The organism is Nguyenibacter vanlangensis (assembly GCF_038719015.1).
Classification (GTDB): Bacteria; Pseudomonadota; Alphaproteobacteria; order Acetobacterales; family Acetobacteraceae; genus Gluconacetobacter; species Gluconacetobacter vanlangensis.
In genome coordinates this window covers 99,144-120,099 of record NZ_CP152276.1, presented here as the reverse complement: position 1 = coordinate 120,099, position 20,956 = coordinate 99,144, and the positions used below count along the sequence as shown (strand labels likewise).

Genomic DNA, 20,956 nt, shown 5'->3' with positions numbered 1-20,956 from the left:
GGTCGGAGGCCGCATCATGTTTCCGCAACACCAGAACGAAAAATGATACAGCAGTTGCACCCCGCAAGGGGCGCTCCTAAAATAAACCTCATGAGCGCGGAGTCCTCCCGAACCGGACAGCCCTGGCTGCTCCTGATCCATCAATTGCCGCCGAAGCCGGCCTATTTCCGGGTGAAGATCTGGCGGCGGCTGCAGGGCATCGGCGCGGTCGCGGTGAAGAGCACGGTCTATGCGCTGCCGGCGGGAGCCGAAACGCAGGAAGACCTGGAATGGCTCCTGAAGGAAATCGTCGAAGGCGGCGGGGAGGCGATGATGTGCGAAGCACGGCTGCTCGACGGCCTGTCCGACGCCCAGGTGCGCGCCCTGTTCGATACCGCGCGTAACGCCGATTATGACGCGATCGCTGACGAGGCGCGGGACCTCGGCCGCGCACTTGCTGCCGACTGCTCCGAGGACAAGCGGGCGGACATCCGCACCCAGCTCCGCCGGCTGCGCAAACGCGTCGCGGCGGTCGCGCGCATCGATTTCTTCGGGGCCGGCGGCCGCGAACCGCTGGAGGTCGTTCTGGACGGGTTGGAGGCCCAGGCGGCGGACGATACGGCGGCCGGCACGTCAAAGGCGGCACGAACGACTACACGGACGCTTCAGGGGCATGCCTGGGTGACACGCCGGGATGTGCATGTCGATCGCATCGCCTGTGCCTGGTTGATCCGCCGTTTCATCGATCCCGAGGCGCGCATCCGCTTCGTGGCGGGCAAGGGCGACGCGCCGAGGAAAGGCGAACTGCGTTTCGACATGTTCGAGGGCGAATTCACCCACGAAGGCGATCAGTGCAGCTTCGAGGTGTTGTCGGCGCGTGCCGGACTCGCCGATCCGGCGCTCCGGGCGATCGGCGAGATCGTCCACGACATCGACCTCAAGGACAACAAGTTCGGCCGCGAGGAGGCGCCCGGCATCGCTCATCTCGTCTCCGGCATCGCCATGGCCAACCGGGACGACGATCAGCGGATCGCACTGGGGGCCACGATTTTCGACAATTTATATGCCTATTTCCGGGCACGACAGACATGACCAGCAGGAACCCGGCCCATGGACAGCCAGAAGAGCCGCGACATGACGATGGCACAGCCGGCAGCGCCCCACCCCACGGCGTGCCGTTCGGTGAAGCGGTTCGCGTCTGGACGCGGGTCGCCGCCCTGAGCTTCGGCGGTCCCGCCGGCCAGATCGCGGTTATGCACCGCATCATCGTCGAGGAGAAGCGTTGGATCGGCGAGGCGCGATTTCTGCACGCGCTGAATTACTGCATGCTGTTGCCCGGCCCGGAGGCGCAGCAACTCGCCATCTATATCGGCTGGCTGATGCACCGGACCCGAGGCGGGCTGGTGGCCGGCGCCCTGTTCGTCCTGCCAGGCGCCATCGCCATCATGGTCCTGAGCTGGATCTACGCGATCTTCGGCCATGTCGGTGCGGTGCAGGCATTGTTCTTCGGGCTCAAGGCCGCCGTTCTTGCCATCGTGCTCGAAGCGGTCATGCGCGTCGGCAGGCGGGCACTCCGAAACGACATGATGGTCGGGTTTGCCGCGGCGGCGTTCGTGGCGATGTTCTTCTTCCATATCGCGTTTCCGCTGATCATTCTGGGCGCGGCGCTCGTCGGGTTTCTGGGTGGCCGGGCAGGACTGGCCCCCTTCCTGGCCGGCGGCGGGCACAACAAGGCCGGTTCCGGTCATCCGGTTTCGGATGCCGACAGCCTGCTTGGCGAAGAGATCCCCGCCCATGCCCGGCCGGACATCCGCTGGGCGCTGACGATCGGCGCAACGCTCGCCCTGCTCTGGCTGGCGCCGGTCCTCAGCCTGCTTGTCCTTCTGGGACCGGCCAATGTCTTCGCCACCATCGCGGTCTTCTTCTCCAAGATGGCGGTCGTCACATTCGGCGGGGCGTACGCCGTCCTCGCCTATGTCGCGCAGCAGGCGGTCGACACATATGGCTGGCTGAAGCCCGGCGAGATGCTCGACGGGCTTGGGATGGCCGAGACGACACCTGGTCCGCTCATCATGGTCACGCAGTTCGTCGGCTTCATGGGCGCCTTTCGGGCGCCAGGCGGTCTCAATCCGCTGGTTGCCGGCACGCTGGGCGGCCTGCTGACAACCTGGGTGACCTTTACACCGTGCTTTCTATGGATTTTTCTCGGGGCACCCTATATCGAGGCGCTGCGGGGCAACAAGGCGCTGTCGGCGGCGCTCGCGACCATCACCGCCGCCGTGGTGGGGGTGATCCTGAACCTGGCGGTCTGGTTTGCCCTGCATGTCCTGTTCCGCACGCTGCACCGGACGCATGCGCTCGGGATGACGCTGGACGTGCCCGTGTTCGCGTCCGTCAACCTCCCGTCGCTGGCGCTGACCGCGATCGCCATGGTCGCGCTCTTCCGGTTGAAGATCGGGATCTTGCCGGCCCTGGCACTGTGCTCGGGGCTCGGCCTGTTGTACGGATTGGCTTCTGGAACATTGTAGGCGAATTGCCTCACACTGTCTTCGGCCCATCGCGGGTGACTCGGTCGCAAGCAGCAATCGCCCGCCTCCATCGAGGCTGTCGCCGACCACGGCATAGATGCGGCGCACAGCGGTGGCATGCAGGACATCACTAGAGCCATATCCGTTCACACCGGTTCACGGATATGGCTCTAGCCCATTGTTATATCGAGCATCTTTATCCGACCGAATGAGTCCATCCGGTCGGATGATGCTCTAGCCACGCTCTATGGTTATGATCTATGCAGGATCGGGATTGATGGGAGCGGCACGTTCGCGAGTGAGATAGTCTCGCGGACCGAATGTCGGAAGGGGATCGGAGTTCTCGATTGGACGTCGCGCAACTCAAGATATTCTCCCGAGTTGCGCGGCTGAACAGCTTCTCCGGCGCCGCACGCGAACTTTCGATTTCGCAGTCCCAGGCGTCACGGGCGGTAGCGGAACTCGAGGCGGAACTTGGCGTGTCGCTGCTGGCGCGCACCACCCGAGCCGTTATCGCCACGGAAGCCGGCGCCGAGTATCTCGCTAGGATCGAGCTGATTCTGGATCAACTGGACGAAGCCGAGCAGAGCGTGCGGCAGGGCGACCTGCGAGGAACGTTGAGGGTGGGCATGCCGACCAGCGCCGGTGCCCGAGAGATCATTCCACGCATCCCCGATTTCGCCGAGCAGCACCCGAAGCTCGAGCTTCAGATCATCATGGGCGATCAGCACCAGGATCTGGTCCGCGAGGCGGTTGACGTAGCGATTCGGATAGGAAGCCTGCCGGATTCCAGTGCCACCGCGCGCCTGCTCACGACATATCCCCGCATCATCGTCGCCGCTCCGTCGTATCTCGAGCGGTCTGGCCATCCCCAAAGCCCCGCGGAGCTTCGCAATCACAGGATCGTCCAAGGTCCTGCCGGAAGCGTCGGCACGGCATGGACATTCGTAAGGGACGGCCGATCGGAAGAGGCGGTAGTCGCAAAGCCGACCGCCCTCTTCAGCGACAATGAGGGGACGGTGGCCGCCGCGGCCGCAGGCATGGGCATCGCATCGATCGGTTATTGGTCCTGTCGAAGCGAGCTTGGCGATGGAAGACTGGTCCGCCTGCTGACCGAGTGGGAGACGGTGCCGATCAAAGTCCATGCCTACTTCCCGCTCGGAAAAGCCACGCGCTTCGCGGCACGAGCCTTCATCGACTTCCTCGCGGCCAAACTGAACGAGAGGCGGTTGCGCCCCGTCGACTGACGTCTACAGCTCTTCGATCGCGTCGACGCGATCGGGGTAGAAGGCGAGGTAAGCCTTGATCTGGGCAACAGCGTCATAGGGCGCCTCATAGGTCCAGATCGCGTTTGCGGATCGTTCGCCGCCGCTGGGAATGCTGAAATAGGAAGCATCTCCCTTGAACGGGCAGTAGGTGCTGTGTTCAGTCCGCTTTAGCGCTGCCATGTCGACGTCGCCGCGCGGGATGTAATGCACTGCGGGATAGTTCGCCTCGCGCAGCGTAAGCGCGCGCGTGGTATCGGCGATCACCTTGTCGCCCAGCCTCACGACGACACGGTGCGCATTGGGTTCGATGGTGATGGGGTGGTCGGGGCCGGGAATTTTCACGACGCGGTCAGGCATGGAAAGTCTCCTCTATTCAGCCGGGAAAGGCGGTGCCGAACATCGGCAGGCCGCTAACGGAATTGGCGCTGGTCGCCTCGTCCTGCAACACGTCCCAATGCTCGGCGCGTTGGCCGTTTTCGATCCGCAGAATGTCGAGCGCAATCCAGGCCGACGGACGGCCGGTGCCGGAAAAGCGGCCATGAACCATGACATTGGCCGGCCCTTCCGCATCGGCAAGAGCGGCGCCGACGCCTTCCGCCTTGCCGCCCTTCGCGCGGATCCGTTCGACGACGCTGCGCGCGTCGTCAATCGACGTGCCGTAGTGGACGAGGACCTGCGCGCCGGCTTCGGCGAGCGCAATGGTCTTACCGTTGCTGGCGAGCATGATCGGTCTCCTTTGGAGTAGCGCTCCCACCTCCATGGCGACGGGGAGCGCTGGGATGACGGGCTTAGGCGTCGAGGAAGAGCGTCGCGTGGGTCACGAACAGCTCGGGGTACTGGTAGATCGAGCCATGACCCGAGTCCGGGTAGACGATGAGCTGCGCGTTCGGCAGTTCGTGCTGCAGCGTCAGCGAGTGAATGGTCGGGATGATCACGTCGTCGCTTCCCTGCGCGATCAGCGTCGGCTGCTCGATCGAATGCAGATAGGCAAGGACGTCCTTCTCCGGCGCGATCCACTTGCCGATCGCCTCAACCTGCGCGTTCATGGTCTGCTCGGTCGTGTCGGGATCGCGATCCTGCCGGCGAAGTTTCCGCTCGAGGAAGGCGAGACCGGCCTTCTGGCTGCGCGCGGTCGGCTTGAAGTGCACTGCCAGCCAGAGATGCTCGGGCGGATCGTAGCTCTGCGAGAAGATCTCGTTCGAACGACTGGCCGTCATATCCTGGCCGCGATGGCCAGTGCCGACAAGGATGATCTTGCGGACGAGGTCGCCACCCTGCAGGGCGATCTCCTGCGCGACGAAACCACCGATCGAGATGCCGAGCACGTCGACCTGTTCGAGACCGAGCGCGCGGATGAAGGCGATCGCATTGGCGCCCATGTCCTGGAAGTTGCTCGGCGTTTCGCCGGACGAGCTGGAAACGCCGGCGTTGTTGAACAGGATCACCTCGCGGCTCTCGGCCAGGCCGTCGGTCACGGCAGGATCCCAATGGTCCATCGTGCCAACGAAATGCTGGTTGAACACGATCGGCACGCCGCCCGCCTTGCCGAAGCGGCGGTACGCGAAGCGGATGCCATTGGCCTCGACATACTGGGTCGGGGCGGTGTCATGCGAATAAGTCATGATATTCTCACTTCGAGATAGAAAAACATTTGCGATGTCGGCCTTCGCGCTCAGCGCAGGCCGCCCCCCGCGATAATCCGCTCGCCGGTGAGCCAGCGCGCATCGTCCGAGGCGACGAAGGCGACGACATCGGCGATATCCTGCGGCTGGCCGAGACGGCCGAGCGGCGTCTGGGCGATGATGCCGGCTTCGAAATCGGTCGCAAGCATGCCCGCGCTGTGCGTGCCCTGCGTCTCGGTGAGGCTGGGGTTCACCGAATTGACCCGGATCTTCCGCGGGCCGAGTTCCTTGGCCAACACTCCGGTGATGGCGTCCACGGCGCCCTTGCTGGCCGTGTAGATCGATGTCGCAGGCGGCGTGATCGCGGTCACGCCCGAGCCGATATTGATGATGCTCGCGCCTTCACCCATATGCGCGGCGGCCGCCCGGGTCACCAGCAGCAAACCGAGGACGTTGATATTGAACATCCGATGGAAGTCAGCCTCGTTGACCGTTTCGAGCGGCCCGAAGGCATAGACGCCCGAATTGTTGACGAGGATGTCGAGCCGGCCATAGGCGTTGATGGCGGCATCAACGATGCCCTGCGCCTCGTTCGCTTTCGACACGTCGCCCTGAACGGCAACGGCGCGGCCGCCCGCTCCGGTTATGGCTGCGACGACCGCGTCTGCATCGGACTTGCTCGATGCATAGTTGACGACGACACAGGCTCCCTGCGCGGCCAGTGCCTTGGCCGTAGCGGCGCCGATGCCCTTCGAGGCGCCGGTGACGATTGCGATCTTACCGTCGAGCTTGGACATGAAATGCCCCTCCAGTTCCGATGCCAGTTTCGAAGTGGCGCCAATCGCCGCTCTTGCAGCCTCGTTGGAGTGGATATGCGCGGGTTCCGGCTTCAAAATTAGCCAGGCAAAATGGCTATGATCTATCCCGATCCGGGATGAATGGACGGCCCACCGGCCCCATGTGCGAAGCCCTCACGAAGCAACCCGCAGGCCGGGACGAGATGCTCAGCCAGGAAGCTGACCGTACATCCGTTCGCCAGCGCCGCTGCCTGGCTGCCGCGTCCAGATCGGCGTCCGGGAAGACGAGGCACAGGCTCTTGCCGCCGGTCTCCAGCCAGACCTGCTTCACATTGCTCGCGCCCGCATACGGCACACGCCCGGCTTGTCACATGCGCCACAAGGCGCAGGGACCAGCCGCGCGCAGGGATGCAATATCCCGAAGCCCGGCAAGGCCCAGCACGTCCCGCACTTCCTGCGTCAGGGTCTCGATCGCCGACACGACCCCGCGTTCACCATCGGCCGCCAGCGCCCACGCCCACGGACGCCCGACGGATACCGCCGTCGCACCGAGCGCCAGCGCCGTCACCACATCGCCGCCGCGCCGGATTCCACTATCGAGGACGATATCGGCCCTTCCTCCGACCACTTCGGCGATCCGGGGCAGAACCTCGATCGTGGCGGGCGACGGGTCCATCTGCCGTCCGCCGTGATTGGACACGATCAGCCCATCGGCACCGGCGTCGAGCGACAGGCGCGCATCATCCGGGTGCATCACGCCCTTGACGACCAACTGCCCTTTCCACTCGGAGCGCAGCCATTCCAGCCCGGCCTGATCGAGGGTCGGATCAATCTGGGCAGCCATCTCCCGCGCCTGCCCCATCACACCACGCACGATCGTATAAGGTCTAAGATTTCCGATCAGCGGCATTCCGTGCTTCAGCATACCCGCCGACCATCGCGGACGCCCGGCAAGCCCGATCAACTGCCGGACGCTGGGACGCGCCAGATGGCGAAATCCATTGCGGACATCACGTTCGCGAACAGGCGTAATGGCCGTGTCGATCGTAACGATGATCCCCTCGATCCCACAGGACGCGGCACGGGCGAGCATGTCACGCGTCAGATCGCGATCACGGAAGACATAGATCTGCGCGAACGGTTTCCCTCCGACGGCCGCGACATCTTCCATCGCGTCAATCGAAAACGTCGAGACGGCAAACCCGGCGCCCGAACGTTTTGCCGCGCGCGCGGCTCCGGTTTCGCGGTCCGAATGGAGCATTCCCGCAAAGCCGACCGGCGCCAGCATGATCGGCGCCGCCCAGTCCTGTCCAAAACATCGCACGCCGGTTTCGATGCGTGACACATCCCGTAGCCCCCGCGGCACCACGCCCCACTTTCCGAACGCCGCACGATTGCGGACCATGCTTCGCTCGCCATGCGCGCCGCCGTCCACATAATCCGCAAAAAGGCGCGGCAGCCTCTGACGCGCCCGCTCCGCAAAGCCCGAGAACGCACCATCATCAACGACCGTCATACACCACGCGCCCTTCAAGCATCGTCGCCGACCACCGCCGGGACGAGGGAGAGACCGAAGACCGTCGTCGAGAGTGCACCGGTCACCACCGTCAGCATCATCAGATTTGGCCCGAACCATACCATAAACAGGTCCCGGGCCATCCCGTATCGCCGCGCGGCGAGGACGGGATAGATCGCCTCGGATTCCAGTGTGCTCACCGCATCCCCCATGCCGTGTCCTCTTCCGTTCGCCGATGACGGCGCATCAGTAGATCATAACATCTTCCACATTTGTAATGGATTTCTGCTGCATATTTCCTGAAGCCATGACCCGGAAAAATCTATGCTGAAATGCGCCCGGACAGGGTTTTCATTCCACTTCCATCATATCTATATACCGGACGCCGAGCCGACACGCGGTCTCATCTTGAAACGGAGGGCAGATCCCATGCTCGCTGCACGTTTCTACGGAATCGGTGACATCCGCGTCATGCCGATCGCTCCCCCTTCCGGTCTGCAAGAGGGGTTTGTCCGCATCAGGATCGAAGCCGCCGGAATCTGCGGATCGGACCTGCACAATTTCCGGACGGGTCAATGGCTCTCACGCTGCCCCGTCACGCCGGGGCACGAATTTGCCGGCATCGTTACGGAAACCTGCGGCGATTGCGCGGGCCTGGCGCCCGGAGATCACGTCGTCGCCGACTCGCGGGTCGGATGTGGAAGCTGCGCATCCTGCCACTCCGGACAACCGAACCTGTGCCGCAAGCTCGGTTTCGTCGGCGAAGTCTGCGACGGCGGTTTCGCGCAGGAAGCCGTCCTTCCCGCGACGCAACTTCTTCCCCTGCCACCCGACATGCCGCTCCGGCACGGCGCGCTGGTCGAGCCACTCTCCGTCGCGCTTCACGCCGTCCACCGCCTTGCCCCCACCCCGGGCGCACGTGTCGTCGTCTGCGGCGGAGGCACGATCGGTGGCCTCGCAGCGCTCATCCTGCGCGAACGCGGACATAAGGTCTCGCTTCTCGAACGCAACGCGGCGCGGCAGGCCCTGCTCGAAGCCCATCTCGGCACCCGCCCCCTCTCGCCCGATACCGAAAGCTGGAACACGCGCTTCATTCTGGATGCGACGGGCGCGGCGCCGGTCATAGAACTCGCCTGCGAACGCATCGCGCCTGGCGGTCGGCTTGTCTTCGCGGGGCTGTTTCACCAGAAGCCGAAAATCGACTTCAACCGCGTCGTCGAAAATGAGACCGAACTCTTCGGCGTCAGCGCCTTCGCGAACGAAATGCCGCAGGCCATCGCATTCCTGCCCTCCATCGCCCCGAAGCTCGACGCGCTGATCAGCAGTCCGACCCCACTCCAGGACCTCCCGCAGCGCTACGACGCCCTGCTCGCAGGCATGGAAGTCCGGCTGAAAACCCTGATCACCCCCAACGGCATGAGCGACGCATGGTAACCACGCCCGACTTCTTCTCCCTGGCCGGGAAGACCGCCCTCGTCACAGGCGGAGGCAGGGGATTGGGATATGCGATGGCGCTCCATCTGGCGCAGTGCGGCGCAGAGGTCTGGATCGCGGGCCGCACGGCTGCAACCCTCGAGCGCGCGTGCGCGGACACGGCAAAAACCGGCCTGAGCCTCCACGCCGCGATCATGGATGTCGGGTCCCCGGACGCGATCCGTTCGGCATTCATGGACATCGCCCGCACCAGCCCGCAATTGGACATTCTCGTCAACAACGCCGGTGACGAAAGCCTTCGCGCCAGCGACGAGGTGGACGAATCCCTGTGGAACCGGCTGCTCGATACCAACCTCAAGGGTCCGTTCTTCGTCGCCCAGCACGCTGCACGCCTCATGACGGCCGGGGGCAGCATCATCAATCTCGCCTCCCTGACGTCGGCGGCCGGCGTGGCAAAAGCCGTGCCCTACAGCGCCTCGAAATCCGGCATCCTTGGCATGACACGCAGTCTGGCGGTCGAATGGGCACCGCGCGGGATCCGGGTCAACGCGCTTGCACCGGGCTATTTCCACACCGACATGACCGCCCCGTTCTTCGCCGATACAGACTGGCAGGCGCGGATGCTCGCGCAAATTCCGCTCGGTCGGTTCGGATTGCCCGACGATCTCATCGGGCCGCTTCAGTTCCTCTGCTCCCCGGCCTCGGCCTACATCACCGGGCAGGTGCTCTACGTGGACGGCGGAACTCTCGCCGCTCTCTGATTTCTCTCACCTTCCCGCTTCAGGACTGTTCTTCATGCCAGATCACGTCACGTTCCACGATCTCACTCAGACAACCACCATACCCGAAGCGCTCCTGCAACGGACCGAGAGCGACCTGTCGGTCTTTCTGAAGCGCGTCACGCCCATCATCGAACGCGTGCGAACCGAGGGCGACGCAGCGCTGCGCCATTTCGCGCAGGCCTTCGACCAGGTCACCGACCCCCAGATGAGCATCAAAGCCACACCGGAGGAGTTCGACGCCGCCTTCACCAGCATCGAGCCAGACGTGCTCGACGCCATCAAATACGGAATCGACAATATCCGTCGCTTCCACGAAGCCCAGAAACCGCAAGACAACTGGATGATCGAGGTCCGCCCCGGCATCTGGGCCGGAGACCGAAACGTCCCGATCGATTCCGTCGCCTGCTATGTCCCCCGCGGCAAGGGCTGTTTCCCGAGCGTCGTGAACATGACGACCATCCCGGGCAAGGTCGCGGGCGTACCGCGCCTGGTCATCGTGACCCCTCCGTCTCCCGATGGAACAGTGGACGCGGGAACGCTCGTGGCGGCCCGGCTGATCGGCGTCGAGGACGTCTACAAATGCGGTGGCGCACAGGCCGTTGCCGCCGTTGCGTTCGGAACCGAGACCGTCCCCGCCTGCGCCAAGATCGTCGGGCCCGGCAGCCCATATGTCGTCGCGGCCAAACGCCTGCTGTCCGACTGGATCGATCCCGGCATCCCGGCGGGACCGAGCGAAAGCATCATCCTCACCGACGACAGCGTCGATCCCGTTCTTGCCGCGCTCGACCTGATCATCGAATCGGAACACGGGCCGGATTCCTCGGCGTGGCTCGTCACCAGCAGCCGCCGCGTCGCCGAAGGCGTAATCGCCGCACTCCCCGCGCACTGGGCCGAGATGGACGAAAAGCGCGCCGGCTTCTCCCGGGCGGTTCTGGGCGGGAAACATGGGGGCGTCATCCTGACGAAGGATTTTCGGGCCGCGGTCGCTTTCACCAACGCCTATGCACCCGAGCATCTGGAAATCCTGACCACAGATCCGATGGCCGATCTGGGACGCATCCGCAATGCCGGTGAAGTCCTGCTCGGCACGGCTTCCCCGGTGACGTTGTGCAACTACGTCCTCGGCCCGAATGCCGTCCTGCCGACCAACCGCGCCGCACGGACACATTCTCCGCTGTCGGTGCACGACTTCATGAAGCGCATGTCCTTCGCCCGTGTCTCGCCGGAAGCCTATCCCGAAGCCGCGCGGCACGCTGAACGCTTTGCGCGCTATGAGAACTTCACCGGCCACGCTCGCGCCGTCTCCGCCGCACGCCCCATGCCGAAGGTCGAACCGCGATGACCGATCCCTCCGTCAGTGCCGCCGGTATTCTCGCCGCAGCCCGCCGTGGCCAGCCCGACCTCGCGAAGTCGCTGCTGGCGCGCATGATCGCGGAGGAATTCGGCTTTCCGGTCCGGGAGGTTACGCTTGGAGCGGACGATTACAGCCTGAACTCGGTCAACGGCTTCCTGACGAGAGAGGATGGGGTACGCTTCTTCTTCAAGTTCCATCATGAGGAAAACGAGGAGTCCGTCCTTCAGGAATTCTATCGCGGCGAAATCCTGCTCGATGCAGGTTTTCCCGTCGATATGCCCACCTATGTCTCTCGCCGAATAGGGCGGCAGATCCTGCTCTATCCCCTGCGAACCATCCCCAAACTCGCAGACGCCGCCCGCGCCGTCGATCACGGACGGCCGCTGCCAGGGGCCGACGGCCCCGCCCTGATCGAAGCGCAACGCAAACTCGACCGGTCGAGCGCCGAGATCTATCTGCGAACATGGCACCCGATCACCGCAGCCGAGAGCGCCGGTGAGCCGATCCACCAACTCTTTCACCACCGCCTGACGACGCCCGGCACCCCGTCGGACACGCTGGGCGGCCGCGCAGCCACGTTCTTCGCCCACGACCGGATATTCGCCTTTCCCGGCCTCAGCGTCAGCGGTGCCGAGCTGCGCCATCTGCGCTGGGTGATCGACGGCGTTGCCTACGACCGTACGCTACAGAGTTGCTTCGAGAACGCCCTGACACGCCTCGAACCCGCGACACTTGTCGCGTCCGGCGGCGTGATTGCTCACGGCGATGCGCATAACGCCAATGTCTGGTTCGCTCCCCAAGACGAACACAACGCCGAACCCGGAGGGCTGACCTTCTTCGACCCGGCCTTTGGAGGTCGCAACATCCCGGCTCTTCTCGCCGAGATCAAGGCCACGTTTCACAACATCTTCGCCCATCCCGACTGGCTGTACCATTCCTCTGAACTCCGCAGCATCCCGCAGATCACGCTTCGCGACGGCACGGCGTTCGTAACGAGCAACTGGTCTCTCACACCGCTGCGGCAGACCTTCCTGACAGACAAGGCCCGCCTTCTGTGGAAACCGCTGCTTACAGCCCTGTCCGAACGCAACGCGCTCCCCGGCAACTGGCGCGAAACCATCCGCTCCGGCCTGTTCTGCTGCCCGACGCTGGTCATGGACCTCTGTGCCCGGTCAGACACCGATCCGAACAGCCGTCACACGCCTGCGTCCTCCCTCACGGGCCTCGCCATCGCCATGATGTGCGGCGCGGAACCCGAGCGCGGATCGGGCGGCCAGGACGTCGTCTCCCGCTTTCTCGACATCATCGATCCGGCGGTTTCCTGAGCCGGCATATTCCCAGCATATTCCAGGGCCGGCACAGCGGGCGCTCAAGACAGTTGCGACCGGTCACCGTAACGTCGGTACAATTTCGGAACGATAGGCACGTTCGAACGAACCGGAACGGAAAGGACATATCCGCGTCATGACGCAGTTCGCAGACAAGAGCGCCCACGCGGCAGAAGCCTCTCCGTTCACCATCGAAAACGAAACCATTTTCCCGATTCCCGAAGAGCGCCGCCACGGAAACGCCTGGTCGCTGCTGATGGTCTGGATCGGCGCGAACCAGAACATCATGGCCATCATGACCGGGATGCTTTACCCCGGCATCTGCCACCTTGCTCTTGGATGGTCATTCGTCGCCATCCTGTGTGGCAACCTCATGGGCGGGGTGTTCATGGCCCTGCATGCAGCGCAGGGGCCGCATCTCGGCATCCCGCAGATGCAGCAGACGCGCGGGCAGTTCGGCTCGACCGGCAGCCTCCTGATCATCGCGATCATCATCCTGATGTATGTCGGCTTTACCGCGACGTTCTTTGCGATCGGCCGCGAGCAGTCCGCTCAGGTCTTCGGTCCCGGTTATGGCCAGATCCCCATCTGGGGCGCGGTCATCGTGGTCGCCACGCTCTGTGCCATCGGTCATGACGTCATCGAACGGTTCATCTCGGGCTTCATCCCCGTTGCCGCCCTGACATCCGTTCTGCTGGCCCTCGCCTATTTCGGCGCCTCTCACGGACAGCTCGCGCTCCCGATCTGGGCCACGCCGACGGCGTACCAGTTCCTGGCGGCGCTCTCGCTCGGCGTGCTGTGGCAGATCGCCTATGCGCCCTATGTCTCGGACTATACACGTTACCTTCCCTCCCGCACCGGAGAGCGTACGGCATTTCTCGTCTGCCTTACGGGCAGCATCGTGGGAACGGCCTTCCCGACATTCATCGGCGCCTATCTCGGCAGCACGGGCTTTTCCGGCAACATGTACGACGCCGTGCGTACCTATTCCCCAATTCTGCCGATCCTGCTGTTCGCGGTGATGATCATCTCCACGCTGGTCAGTTGCACGATGCAGATCTACTGCGCGGCGCTGTCGTCCCTGACGTTTCTTCAGACCTTTCGCCCGGACTGGAACCCAACGAGCCGATCCCGCGCGATCGCCGCCGCCATCCTGCTTCTGGCCGGCGCCATCATCACCATCAATCTCAGCGGCAGCGTGCTGGAAATCCTCGACAATGTCATTGCCCTTCTGCTGGCGGTCCTCTCACCCTGGACCGCGATCAACCTCGCCGACTACTACCTCGTGCGCCACGGCAATTACGACATTCCGTCCCTGTTTCGCGGCGATGGCGGAGTGTATGGCCGCGCCAACCGCCCGGCTCTCGTCTGTTACGCGATCGGCGTGATCGTGCAGATCCCGTTCCTGTCGACCGGGCTGTATGTCGGCAGTATCGCACAGTCGCTGGGGGGGATCGACCTGTCATGGATCATCGGAATTTTCGTCCCCGGACTGCTCTACTGGACCTGGGCACGCCGTTCGACCTGAACGGCTTTTTTCCAGCAACACCCCTTCTTAGGTTTTTCCGAAGCTCAGCCCTGTAGAACCATTCTTTAAATATACGCATCAAATTGCGACCATTCCTGCATCGCACCAAAATCCTGTCAGACGATCCATGACAGGCACCCCTTGGCAGACGCGAAGAGTTTGAGGAAACACGCCCATGCCCGTCCATAAGCGGATCCGCCCGTTCAACACCAAAGACACCTGTCCCGAGCAGACCATCTGACGGATAGCCACTACCGCGAAGGCGCCTATCGCGTACTGGGCCGAACGCCCCCGACCCGCCCTTTCGGGTCCCGTCAGCAGAGGTACCCAACATGCAGACGAAATCTCCGCTCTCACGTCGCTGTTTGCTTCTTTCGTCGACGATCCTCCTGCTCGGGGGGGCAGCGAAAGCGGCCACGACCACGCATGGACGACAGGGTCTCCACACGACCGGGACAGCAGTCCATTCCGCCTCAACCACCCGTCCGGCTTCGACCCGGGCCGCGGCGCCTCGCGGCGCTGCCCCCCGACATACCGCGCTCAACAGCACGGGGCCGGCCGAGACGATCAGCGTTTCGGCGAGCCGTCATCACGCGGGCGGTGGTCTGATCCGCCCCGAAACGGCCGCGCGTTCCGTCAGCACCATCTCTCGCGAGTTCATCTCGAAACAGTCGCCCGCGTCGAACACGCTGGCCCTCGTCACGCTCTCTCCCGGCGCGAACGTCGCCATGGGTGACCCGTTCGGTGTGACCGATCAGTCCGCCGTCAGCGTGCGCGGACTGAACCAGCAGGAAATCGGCTACATCTTCGAAGGTGCGCCGATGAACGACCCAGACAACTATACTCCGAACTCCTCAGAGTGGGTCGACAGCGAGAATATGGAAAGCGTCCAGCTCCAGCAGGGCGCGCCGGATATCCAGATTCCGACCGTGTATTCCGCTGGCGGCACGATGAACGTCCGCCTGCATAACCCGGAATACACGCGCCAGGGCCAGCTCGACGTCAGCTATGGCTCCCATCAGATGAACCGCCAGTTCCTGCGTTATGATTCGGGGGAGATCGGCAGCACCGGGCTCCGCATGTTCGCATCCTTCTCGAACCTCACAAGCCGCGCATGGCGTGGGCCGGGCCGCAATAACCGCCGTCACGTGGATTTCAAGGCGGTCGAGGACTGGACACCCGAAAGCAGCACCAGCCTCTCCTTCACCTACAACAACGAAAGCACGGCCTGGTACAGCACACCGACGCTGTCCGACTGGAAGACCTACGGCCTCGGCGGGGGGATCAACCTCGACGGCGTCTACAAGTTCGGAGATCCCAACTACTACAAGGGATTCCAGACGAACTGGACCGACTACTTCCTCAGCAGTCAGTCGCATTTCAAACTGAACAACCAATGGTCGCTCGAGGTCACACCGTACTATTACCACGGATCGGGCAACTACCCGCTGGGCGTCTACACGATTCCGACGAGCGGCACCTATTATAACGGCACGCAGGCCGTGAACGGATCGCTCGCAGGGAACGACTACGCCCAGGATGGCAACATCGCCGCGAAGTGGGACTGGTACGGACGTGAAAGCTACACCGGCATCAACGCGGCCGCTCATTACGACACGGCTTTCAATCACCTCGTGTTCGGCGCGTGGTATGGCTACAGCGACATGCATGTCAGCGAGCCGTTCTCGGCGCTTGATGCCGCCGGAAACGTCTCCAACTCGCTGGTCAAGCTTGAGGACGGAACGGTGCTCAACGGCTGGCTGTATCACACGATCACGCAGATGGTCGGGCTTTATGTCGGGGACGAGGTTCACCTTCTGAACGACAGACTGATCATCAATGCCGGCTTCAAGGAAGTCATGACCGCACGTGACGGCACGCTGAACCAGCCGGGCCCGCAATATGGCGCGAGCTACAACTCCGCCGAACCGCTGCCGCGCTTTTCGATCAGCTACAAGGTGAATGACGAAATCCAGCTCTTCGCCAACACCACCACGAGTTTCCGTGTTCCGATGGGATCGGCGTTCTACAACCAGTATAACAGCCCCTATGACGCCAGCCTCTACCAGACGGCCAACACCCATCTGAAGGACGAATACAGCATCGCCGAGGAAGTCGGGGCACGTTACCACGACAGGTGGGTGACGGGCTCGGTCACGCTGTTCAACTACAATTTCGTCCATCACGCCATCAACGAATACATCAACGCCGTCCCATACTTCCTCGACGCCGGCGGCATGACATCGCGCGGAGTGGATGCGGAACTCGGCCTGACGCCGTGGCATCATTTCTCGCCGTATTTTTCGGGCGAATACCTCTACGCCACCACAGACAACAACATCACCCTCGATGGCGTGACCTACAACACCAAGGGCAAGGTCGCCACGTCGGCACCGCGCTGGATGGCTGCGATCGGCATCCAGTACGATGACGGCACGTTCTTCGGCAGTGTTTCGATGAAATATGTCGACAAGGAATACGGCACGTTTATGAATGACGAGCGCATTCCCGGCCACAAGCAGGTGGACCTGATGCTCGGCGCGCGTGCGCCGGACATCGGGTTCATGAAGACGCCCAGCATCCGCCTGAACATCGTCAATCTCAACGACGCCCACTACCTCTCGGGCGTCTACAGCACCGGCCCGACTGCCGGAACCTCGACCTACTACGTCGCACCGACCTTCGCCGCGCTCATGACCGTCTCGACAGGGTTCTAAGGCCATGCGAGGCGCGTCGGACCAGGTCGCAGGAACGGGCATGAAGGACGAAGAAGCCGGAATGTACAACTTCATCGTCGTCGGTGCGGGCTCGGCAGGTTGCGTGACCGTAAACCGCCTGAGCGCAGATGGGCACTTTCGCGTCTGCCTGATCAAGGCCGGCAGCGACGACCGCATCCCGCGCATCCGCATTCCCGCTGAAATCACTCAACTCATTTTCGGTCAGACCCTCAGGGTTCTCTGCGAAAGCATCAAAGTCGCACGAGGTGTTCTGTCTCGGGCAGCATTCGATGGAACGCGCGGAACTGAGTAGAGCTTCCAATCGATCGGCGGAACGGCGGCACGACTGGGGATTGGCCTTGATCTGGGCGATTGCGCCAAGGTCGTCGGTGATGAAAGCGCGGAGAGGATCGGCATCATATGCGGCGTCGGCGTCGGCGACGACCTGGCCAACGCCCTGCTAACCGGACAGGAGCGCCTCGGGCTGCAACCGGCCACCATATTGTCCCGGCGTCGGGTGGATGCGTAATACCAAAGGACGTAGCCACTGACTCGTGTGTGAAGTGACGAACGGCGCCGGCTCTGATTCTCTTGATGCGGGAGGATCTGGCTGATGACGGCGGCGGTAAAGCTACGAGATGACTATTCGGCCTCTGATCTGAGGCGACTTGCGGCGCGCAGCCAGCAGGCGAACGCTGCGCGCCGGCTTCTGGCCCTGGCGGCGATCCGTGACGGGTCCAGCCGGACGGATGCGGCCCGCGTAGGCGGCATGGATCGCCAGACATTGCGAGACTGGGTTCATCGCTTCAATGCCGAAGGACCCGATGGCCTGCGCGATCATCAGCACGCGGGGCCAGCCTGCCGATTGAACGGGGCACAGCAGGCCGAATTGAAGGCCCTGGTCGAGGCGGGCCCGGATCGGCAGCGCGATGGCGTGGTGCGCTGGCGCCGGGTCGATCTGCAACGCGTGATCGAGGAGCGCTTCGGCGTCGTCTACCACGAGCGGCACGTGTCCACTCTGCTGAAACGGCTTGGCTTTTCCCATGTCAGCGCCCGGCCACGCCATCCGGGTCAGGACGCTGGCGTCATGGAGGCGTTTAAAAAAACTTCCCCCGCATCCTGAACGCCCATATCGGCCATCTGCCTAAGGGCAAGCCGATCGAGATCTGGTTCCAGGACGAGGCCCGGATCGGCCAGAAGAACGGGATCGTCCGACAATGGGCCCGGCGCGGCACGCGGCCACGCCAGCCGGCCGACCAGCGCTACGAGAATGCCTGGCTGTTCGGGGCGATCTGCCCGGCGCGCGGCAAAGCCGCCGGCCTGGCGCTACCGTTCATCGGCACGGCCGGCATGCAACTGCATATCGAGGAAATCTCACGCTGCGTCGCCCGCGGTGCCCACGCTGTCGTGCTGCTCGATCGCGCAGGATGGCATACCACCGACAAGCTGAAGCTGCCCCGCAATATCAGCCTGATCTTCCTGCCGTCCCGCGCTCCCGAACTGAACCCGGTCGAGAATATCTGGCAGTTCCTTCGCGCCAACTGGCTGTCCAACACCGTCTTCGACGGCATCGATCACATCATCGACGCCGCCTGTTCCGCCTGGAACAATCTCGCCGCCCTCCCGGAAACCATCCGATCCATCGGACTCAGAAAATGGGCTCACACAAGTCTGTGTCTATAACCGTTGGTATAACGGTAGGCCGATCACATCAACGGCAACGTGCAATTTGGTCGTCCGCCCGCCGCGTGACCGGCCGATGGCAGCAGCTTCAGCCCCTTTCGGGCCCGTTGCATCAGCATGGACTTTTAAAATGGTACTGCGATCAGGAGGTATTCGAAGTCAGGTGTTGACCAAGGCGTGAAAAAGCCTTTCCCACACTCCTGCATGTGACCAGCATCGAAAGCGGGCATGGACCGCAGTCCGTTGCCGAATATCTCCGGCAGATCACGCCAGCGCGCCGCCTTGCTGGCCATCCATAGGATGGCATCCACGAACAGCCGGTTGTCGACCCCGCTTCGTCCAGGCGTTCCGATCCGGCCCGGGAGATGGCCTTCGATCCGGCTCCATTGCTCGTCTGTCAGCGTCCGTCTGCTCAAGGCTCGCCCTCCATCGGCAACCTGGAATCAGAACGTCAATTCAAAGGAAATCCCTGAATGCAGACCGGCATTAGCAGTTCATGCGCAACACCTGGCTGTCGCAAGATCCTCCGAACACACGACAATATCGTCGATATCTGCCGCCACGCCTGGGACAAGCCCATGGCGCGTCATGTCTCTCGGACTATGAAACTGGACGAATGGATTCTAAAAAAGAGAATTTGGCACAAGATCGATACACTTCAATAAAACACGAATAAAATAATAGGCAAAATGCTTATTGCCTTCACAATCTCTCGCTTTATCAGGTAATTCTCAAGTATCCTTCCAACAACATAAAGGAAAGAAAACAGACCACAAAAGACATATGCCGGGGTGGAAGAAAATTTCTTTTTCGCCTTTTCTTCATCGTCATCCTTTGAAGGATCCTTTTTATCCGGTTCGGGAACTCCAAGGAATTTATCAATGGGGCTCATCGGCACAATGGCATTTTTCTTCAGCGTTGCATTCGCCTTGCCATCAGTTGCCGTCGTTGCCGAGTTTGCGTGAAGGACTGTCGCAGTGTGTGTCAGCTTCTGATGGTCTCTGGTAAATTCAAAAATTTTTGCGAACACGAAAAATAAGGCCGGGGCTAAGAAACACAGCAATAATGTTCGACTTAGCAGGTTATAATTTAATCTTCTTCCCTTACCATAATCTTCCACGCTCAGGGTTCCAGAGTCGAATATTGACATCTTGTCTTGGGCAGGCTGATTTTTTTTCCGAAAAATCAATTTCCCCCGGTCCCGAGTATAAGTCGTACCAGGAACCTGAAACAAGACGTCAAGTCTTTCGAACGTCCTGTCTGTCGAAAGTTCCGGGGAAAGTGGCAAACTTCCCCTGACACGCCAGATCCAGTCGATGAAACGCAAATTCAATTATCGTCCCTTTCCTTAAAATAACAGCCTTGGAAAATTGTCACGGTTCTAGTGCCCGCGAGCCGGCGCAGGCTGTATTCCAAACCGCTTTCTGATCTTTTCCCTGACAGCCTTGAACGCCTGCAGATAAGGGTAGGTCATCTGTTCGCGTACAGACATCCGGCGGCCACCCTCCATCCCCAAGAGTTCGGCTTCACCGTCCACACAGGTGCCAAATATGCGATCAATGAAAATATAGGTGTTGGCGAAATTACTCCGGCTGGCCTCGAAGTCCAGCGAATGATGAAGACTATGATGCTCCACGGTATTAAACAAATACCTCCACCACCTCGGCGTATTAAAGCGCACATTGATATGCTGGTAGATGGAGATTGCCATTGTCATCGCACCAGCAAGAAGAAAAGCCCTAGGCGCAAAGTCGAAAAATCCGCCCATACCCAATCCAATCAGAAACAATTCAAGCGGGTTGCCAACAGCCCCCTTATTCACATTCAGTTGAGTAATGTAATGATGAACTGAGTGCGGTAGCCACAGAGGATACCAGTTGTGCATTCCCCGATGCATCCAGTACTGACCGAAGTCGAATATGAACGAAATAAGGAAAGCCTGGGTCAGTATGGGAAGCCCCATGAACCAGTTCAATTTGTTGAAATGAAAATAGTCCCGGATATATTCCGCAATAGAGTCGCTGCCGACGTAATTTTCGATATACTTTATAAGAGTATAGCCCAGCCCGACATAAAAGAGGTCCGTAACCAACTCTTTCCAAGTCAGTTGCCAGCTTCTGTACCGCGGATTAACCCATTCCAGTCCCAAAAGAATCGCCTTGAAACCGACTGAAATCCACACCGCAGTCGAGGCTTTTGCTATAGAATTCGGCGCATAAAGCCAAAACAGAATCAGCCCGAATAGCACTATTGGTTGAAAATAGGTAAAGAAAAAAAGCTTTATCGGGCCGCCCTCGACCTTGGGGATGTTCTCCCAGCCGATGGTTACAGGAGACTGTCTTCCGATCACCCGTTTTCCGACGCGAATTCCGTCCATTATCATCTCCCAGAGGCGTTCAGCCAGGTTGGTACGGATCAAG

The 20,956-nt window shown here is 61.8% G+C and carries 19 protein-coding genes and 1 pseudogene; 11 read left to right on the top strand and 9 right to left on the bottom strand.

Features of this window, described 5'->3' with window-relative positions:
• The first annotated feature begins 90 nt into the window (after positions 1–90).
• The 3 genes from AAC691_RS00550 to AAC691_RS00540 all read left to right on the top strand — a co-directional run bounded on the left by AAC691_RS00550 (position 91) and on the right by AAC691_RS00540 (position 3,754).
• The gene (locus AAC691_RS00550) at positions 91–1,071 is read left to right on the top strand and encodes a chromate resistance protein ChrB domain-containing protein (RefSeq protein ID WP_342628615.1); all 981 of its coding nucleotides are present in this window, start codon (positions 91–93) and stop codon (positions 1,069–1,071) included.
• The gene (gene chrA, locus AAC691_RS00545) at positions 1,068–2,507 is read left to right on the top strand and encodes a chromate efflux transporter (RefSeq protein WP_342628614.1); all 1,440 of its coding nucleotides are present in this window, start codon (positions 1,068–1,070) and stop codon (positions 2,505–2,507) included. Before AAC691_RS00550 ends, chrA begins: the two co-directional genes overlap by 4 nt.
• Positions 2,508–2,854: 347 nt before the next feature.
• The gene (locus AAC691_RS00540; protein ID WP_342628613.1) at positions 2,855–3,754 is read left to right on the top strand and encodes a LysR family transcriptional regulator; all 900 of its coding nucleotides are present in this window, start codon (positions 2,855–2,857) and stop codon (positions 3,752–3,754) included.
• A gap of 3 nt (positions 3,755–3,757) precedes the next feature.
• Here AAC691_RS00540 and AAC691_RS00535 read toward each other — a convergent pair whose 3' ends face one another.
• From AAC691_RS00535 to AAC691_RS00510, 6 genes are all read right to left on the bottom strand, one after another.
• A complete protein-coding gene (locus AAC691_RS00535) occupies positions 3,758–4,132 on the bottom strand; it encodes a DUF427 domain-containing protein (RefSeq protein ID WP_342628612.1) in 375 nt (124 codons plus the stop codon).
• A gap of 16 nt (positions 4,133–4,148) precedes the next feature.
• Positions 4,149–4,499, bottom strand: a complete 351-nt coding sequence (locus AAC691_RS00530; RefSeq protein WP_342628611.1) for a hypothetical protein — start codon at positions 4,497–4,499, stop codon at positions 4,149–4,151.
• A gap of 64 nt (positions 4,500–4,563) precedes the next feature.
• Positions 4,564–5,397 (bottom strand): alpha/beta hydrolase, encoded by an 834-nt coding sequence (locus AAC691_RS00525; protein ID WP_342628610.1) that lies wholly within the window; start codon positions 5,395–5,397, stop codon positions 4,564–4,566.
• A 50-nt stretch (positions 5,398–5,447) separates the two neighbouring features.
• Positions 5,448–6,194 carry a glucose 1-dehydrogenase gene (locus AAC691_RS00520; RefSeq protein ID WP_176638789.1) on the bottom strand — a complete coding sequence of 249 codons (747 nt, stop codon included), beginning with the start codon at positions 6,192–6,194 and terminating at the stop codon, positions 5,448–5,450.
• A 115-nt stretch (positions 6,195–6,309) separates the two neighbouring features.
• Positions 6,310–6,549, bottom strand: coding sequence for an aldehyde dehydrogenase family protein (locus AAC691_RS00515; RefSeq protein WP_342628609.1), 240 nt, complete (start codon positions 6,547–6,549; stop codon positions 6,310–6,312).
• A 12-nt stretch (positions 6,550–6,561) separates the two neighbouring features.
• Complete coding sequence (locus AAC691_RS00510; RefSeq protein ID WP_342628608.1) at positions 6,562–7,830, bottom strand: alpha-hydroxy acid oxidase; 1,269 nt, start codon at positions 7,828–7,830, stop codon at positions 6,562–6,564.
• A gap of 204 nt (positions 7,831–8,034) precedes the next feature.
• Between AAC691_RS00510 and AAC691_RS00505 the strand changes: the two genes are divergently transcribed.
• The 8 genes from AAC691_RS00505 (at position 8,035) to AAC691_RS00470 (ending at position 18,536) form a co-directional block, all read left to right on the top strand.
• Complete coding sequence (locus tag AAC691_RS00505; RefSeq protein WP_342628607.1) at positions 8,035–9,144, top strand: alcohol dehydrogenase catalytic domain-containing protein; 1,110 nt, start codon at positions 8,035–8,037, stop codon at positions 9,142–9,144.
• Positions 9,138–9,905 (top strand): SDR family oxidoreductase, encoded by a 768-nt coding sequence (locus AAC691_RS00500; protein WP_342628606.1) that lies wholly within the window; start codon positions 9,138–9,140, stop codon positions 9,903–9,905. The genes AAC691_RS00505 and AAC691_RS00500 overlap by 7 nt, the downstream gene beginning before the upstream one ends.
• Positions 9,906–9,939: 34 nt before the next feature.
• On the top strand, positions 9,940–11,268 hold the full coding sequence (gene hisD, locus AAC691_RS00495; RefSeq protein WP_342628605.1) for a histidinol dehydrogenase: 1,329 nt from the start codon (positions 9,940–9,942) through the stop codon (positions 11,266–11,268).
• A complete protein-coding gene (locus tag AAC691_RS00490) occupies positions 11,265–12,605 on the top strand; it encodes a hypothetical protein (RefSeq protein WP_342628604.1) in 1,341 nt (446 codons plus the stop codon). Before hisD ends, AAC691_RS00490 begins: the two co-directional genes overlap by 4 nt.
• A 139-nt stretch (positions 12,606–12,744) precedes the next feature.
• Complete coding sequence (locus tag AAC691_RS00485; RefSeq protein WP_342628603.1) at positions 12,745–14,136, top strand: cytosine permease; 1,392 nt, start codon at positions 12,745–12,747, stop codon at positions 14,134–14,136.
• A 332-nt stretch (positions 14,137–14,468) separates the two neighbouring features.
• On the top strand, positions 14,469–16,853 hold the full coding sequence (locus AAC691_RS00480; RefSeq protein ID WP_342628602.1) for a TonB-dependent receptor domain-containing protein: 2,385 nt from the start codon (positions 14,469–14,471) through the stop codon (positions 16,851–16,853).
• A gap of 40 nt (positions 16,854–16,893) precedes the next feature.
• A complete protein-coding gene (locus tag AAC691_RS00475) occupies positions 16,894–17,166 on the top strand; it encodes a hypothetical protein (RefSeq protein ID WP_342628601.1) in 273 nt (90 codons plus the stop codon).
• 300 nt (positions 17,167–17,466) lie between these two features.
• A protein-coding gene (locus AAC691_RS00470) for an IS630 family transposase (protein WP_342627110.1) occupies positions 17,467–18,536 on the top strand; the annotation gives its coding sequence in 2 pieces (ribosomal slippage) (positions 17,467–17,953 and positions 17,953–18,536; 1,071 coding nt in all).
• Between the two features lie 9 nt (positions 18,537–18,545).
• Here the strand turns inward: AAC691_RS00470 and AAC691_RS00465 are convergent.
• The 3 genes and pseudogenes from AAC691_RS00465 to AAC691_RS00455 all read right to left on the bottom strand — a co-directional run.
• Positions 18,546–18,952 (bottom strand): annotated as a pseudogene (locus AAC691_RS00465) (IS5 family transposase); the annotation flags it as partial.
• Positions 18,953–19,194: 242 nt separating this feature from the next.
• Positions 19,195–19,869 (bottom strand): hypothetical protein, encoded by a 675-nt coding sequence (locus tag AAC691_RS00460; RefSeq protein ID WP_342628600.1) that lies wholly within the window; start codon positions 19,867–19,869, stop codon positions 19,195–19,197.
• Positions 19,870–19,917: 48 nt separating this feature from the next.
• Positions 19,918–20,955 carry a sterol desaturase family protein gene (locus AAC691_RS00455; protein WP_342628599.1) on the bottom strand — a complete coding sequence of 346 codons (1,038 nt, stop codon included), beginning with the start codon at positions 20,953–20,955 and terminating at the stop codon, positions 19,918–19,920.
• Position 20,956 lies beyond the last annotated feature (1 nt).

Bases quoted from the DNA above. Each gene is read 5' to 3' on its own strand.
- AAC691_RS00500 (WP_342628606.1), top strand. From the start codon at position 9,138: ATGGTAACCACGCCCGACTTCTTCTCCCTGGCCGGGAAGACCGCCCTC.
- hisD (WP_342628605.1), top strand. From the start codon at position 9,940: ATGCCAGATCACGTCACGTTCCACGATCTCACTCAGACAACCACCATA.
- AAC691_RS00535 (WP_342628612.1), bottom strand. From the start codon at position 4,132: ATGCCTGACCGCGTCGTGAAAATTCCCGGCCCCGACCACCCCATCACC.
- AAC691_RS00520 (WP_176638789.1), bottom strand. From the start codon at position 6,194: ATGTCCAAGCTCGACGGTAAGATCGCAATCGTCACCGGCGCCTCGAAG.
- AAC691_RS00475 (WP_342628601.1), top strand. From the start codon at position 16,894: ATGAAGGACGAAGAAGCCGGAATGTACAACTTCATCGTCGTCGGTGCG.
- AAC691_RS00530 (WP_342628611.1), bottom strand. From the start codon at position 4,499: ATGCTCGCCAGCAACGGTAAGACCATTGCGCTCGCCGAAGCCGGCGCG.
- chrA (WP_342628614.1), top strand. From the start codon at position 1,068: ATGACCAGCAGGAACCCGGCCCATGGACAGCCAGAAGAGCCGCGACAT.
- AAC691_RS00490 (WP_342628604.1), top strand. From the start codon at position 11,265: ATGACCGATCCCTCCGTCAGTGCCGCCGGTATTCTCGCCGCAGCCCGC.
- AAC691_RS00480 (WP_342628602.1), top strand. From the start codon at position 14,469: ATGCAGACGAAATCTCCGCTCTCACGTCGCTGTTTGCTTCTTTCGTCG.
- AAC691_RS00510 (WP_342628608.1), bottom strand. From the start codon at position 7,830: ATGGTTCGGGCCAAATCTGATGATGCTGACGGTGGTGACCGGTGCACT.
- AAC691_RS00550 (WP_342628615.1), top strand. From the start codon at position 91: ATGAGCGCGGAGTCCTCCCGAACCGGACAGCCCTGGCTGCTCCTGATC.
- AAC691_RS00505 (WP_342628607.1), top strand. From the start codon at position 8,035: ATGCTGAAATGCGCCCGGACAGGGTTTTCATTCCACTTCCATCATATC.
- AAC691_RS00485 (WP_342628603.1), top strand. From the start codon at position 12,745: ATGACGCAGTTCGCAGACAAGAGCGCCCACGCGGCAGAAGCCTCTCCG.
- AAC691_RS00525 (WP_342628610.1), bottom strand. From the start codon at position 5,397: ATGACTTATTCGCATGACACCGCCCCGACCCAGTATGTCGAGGCCAAT.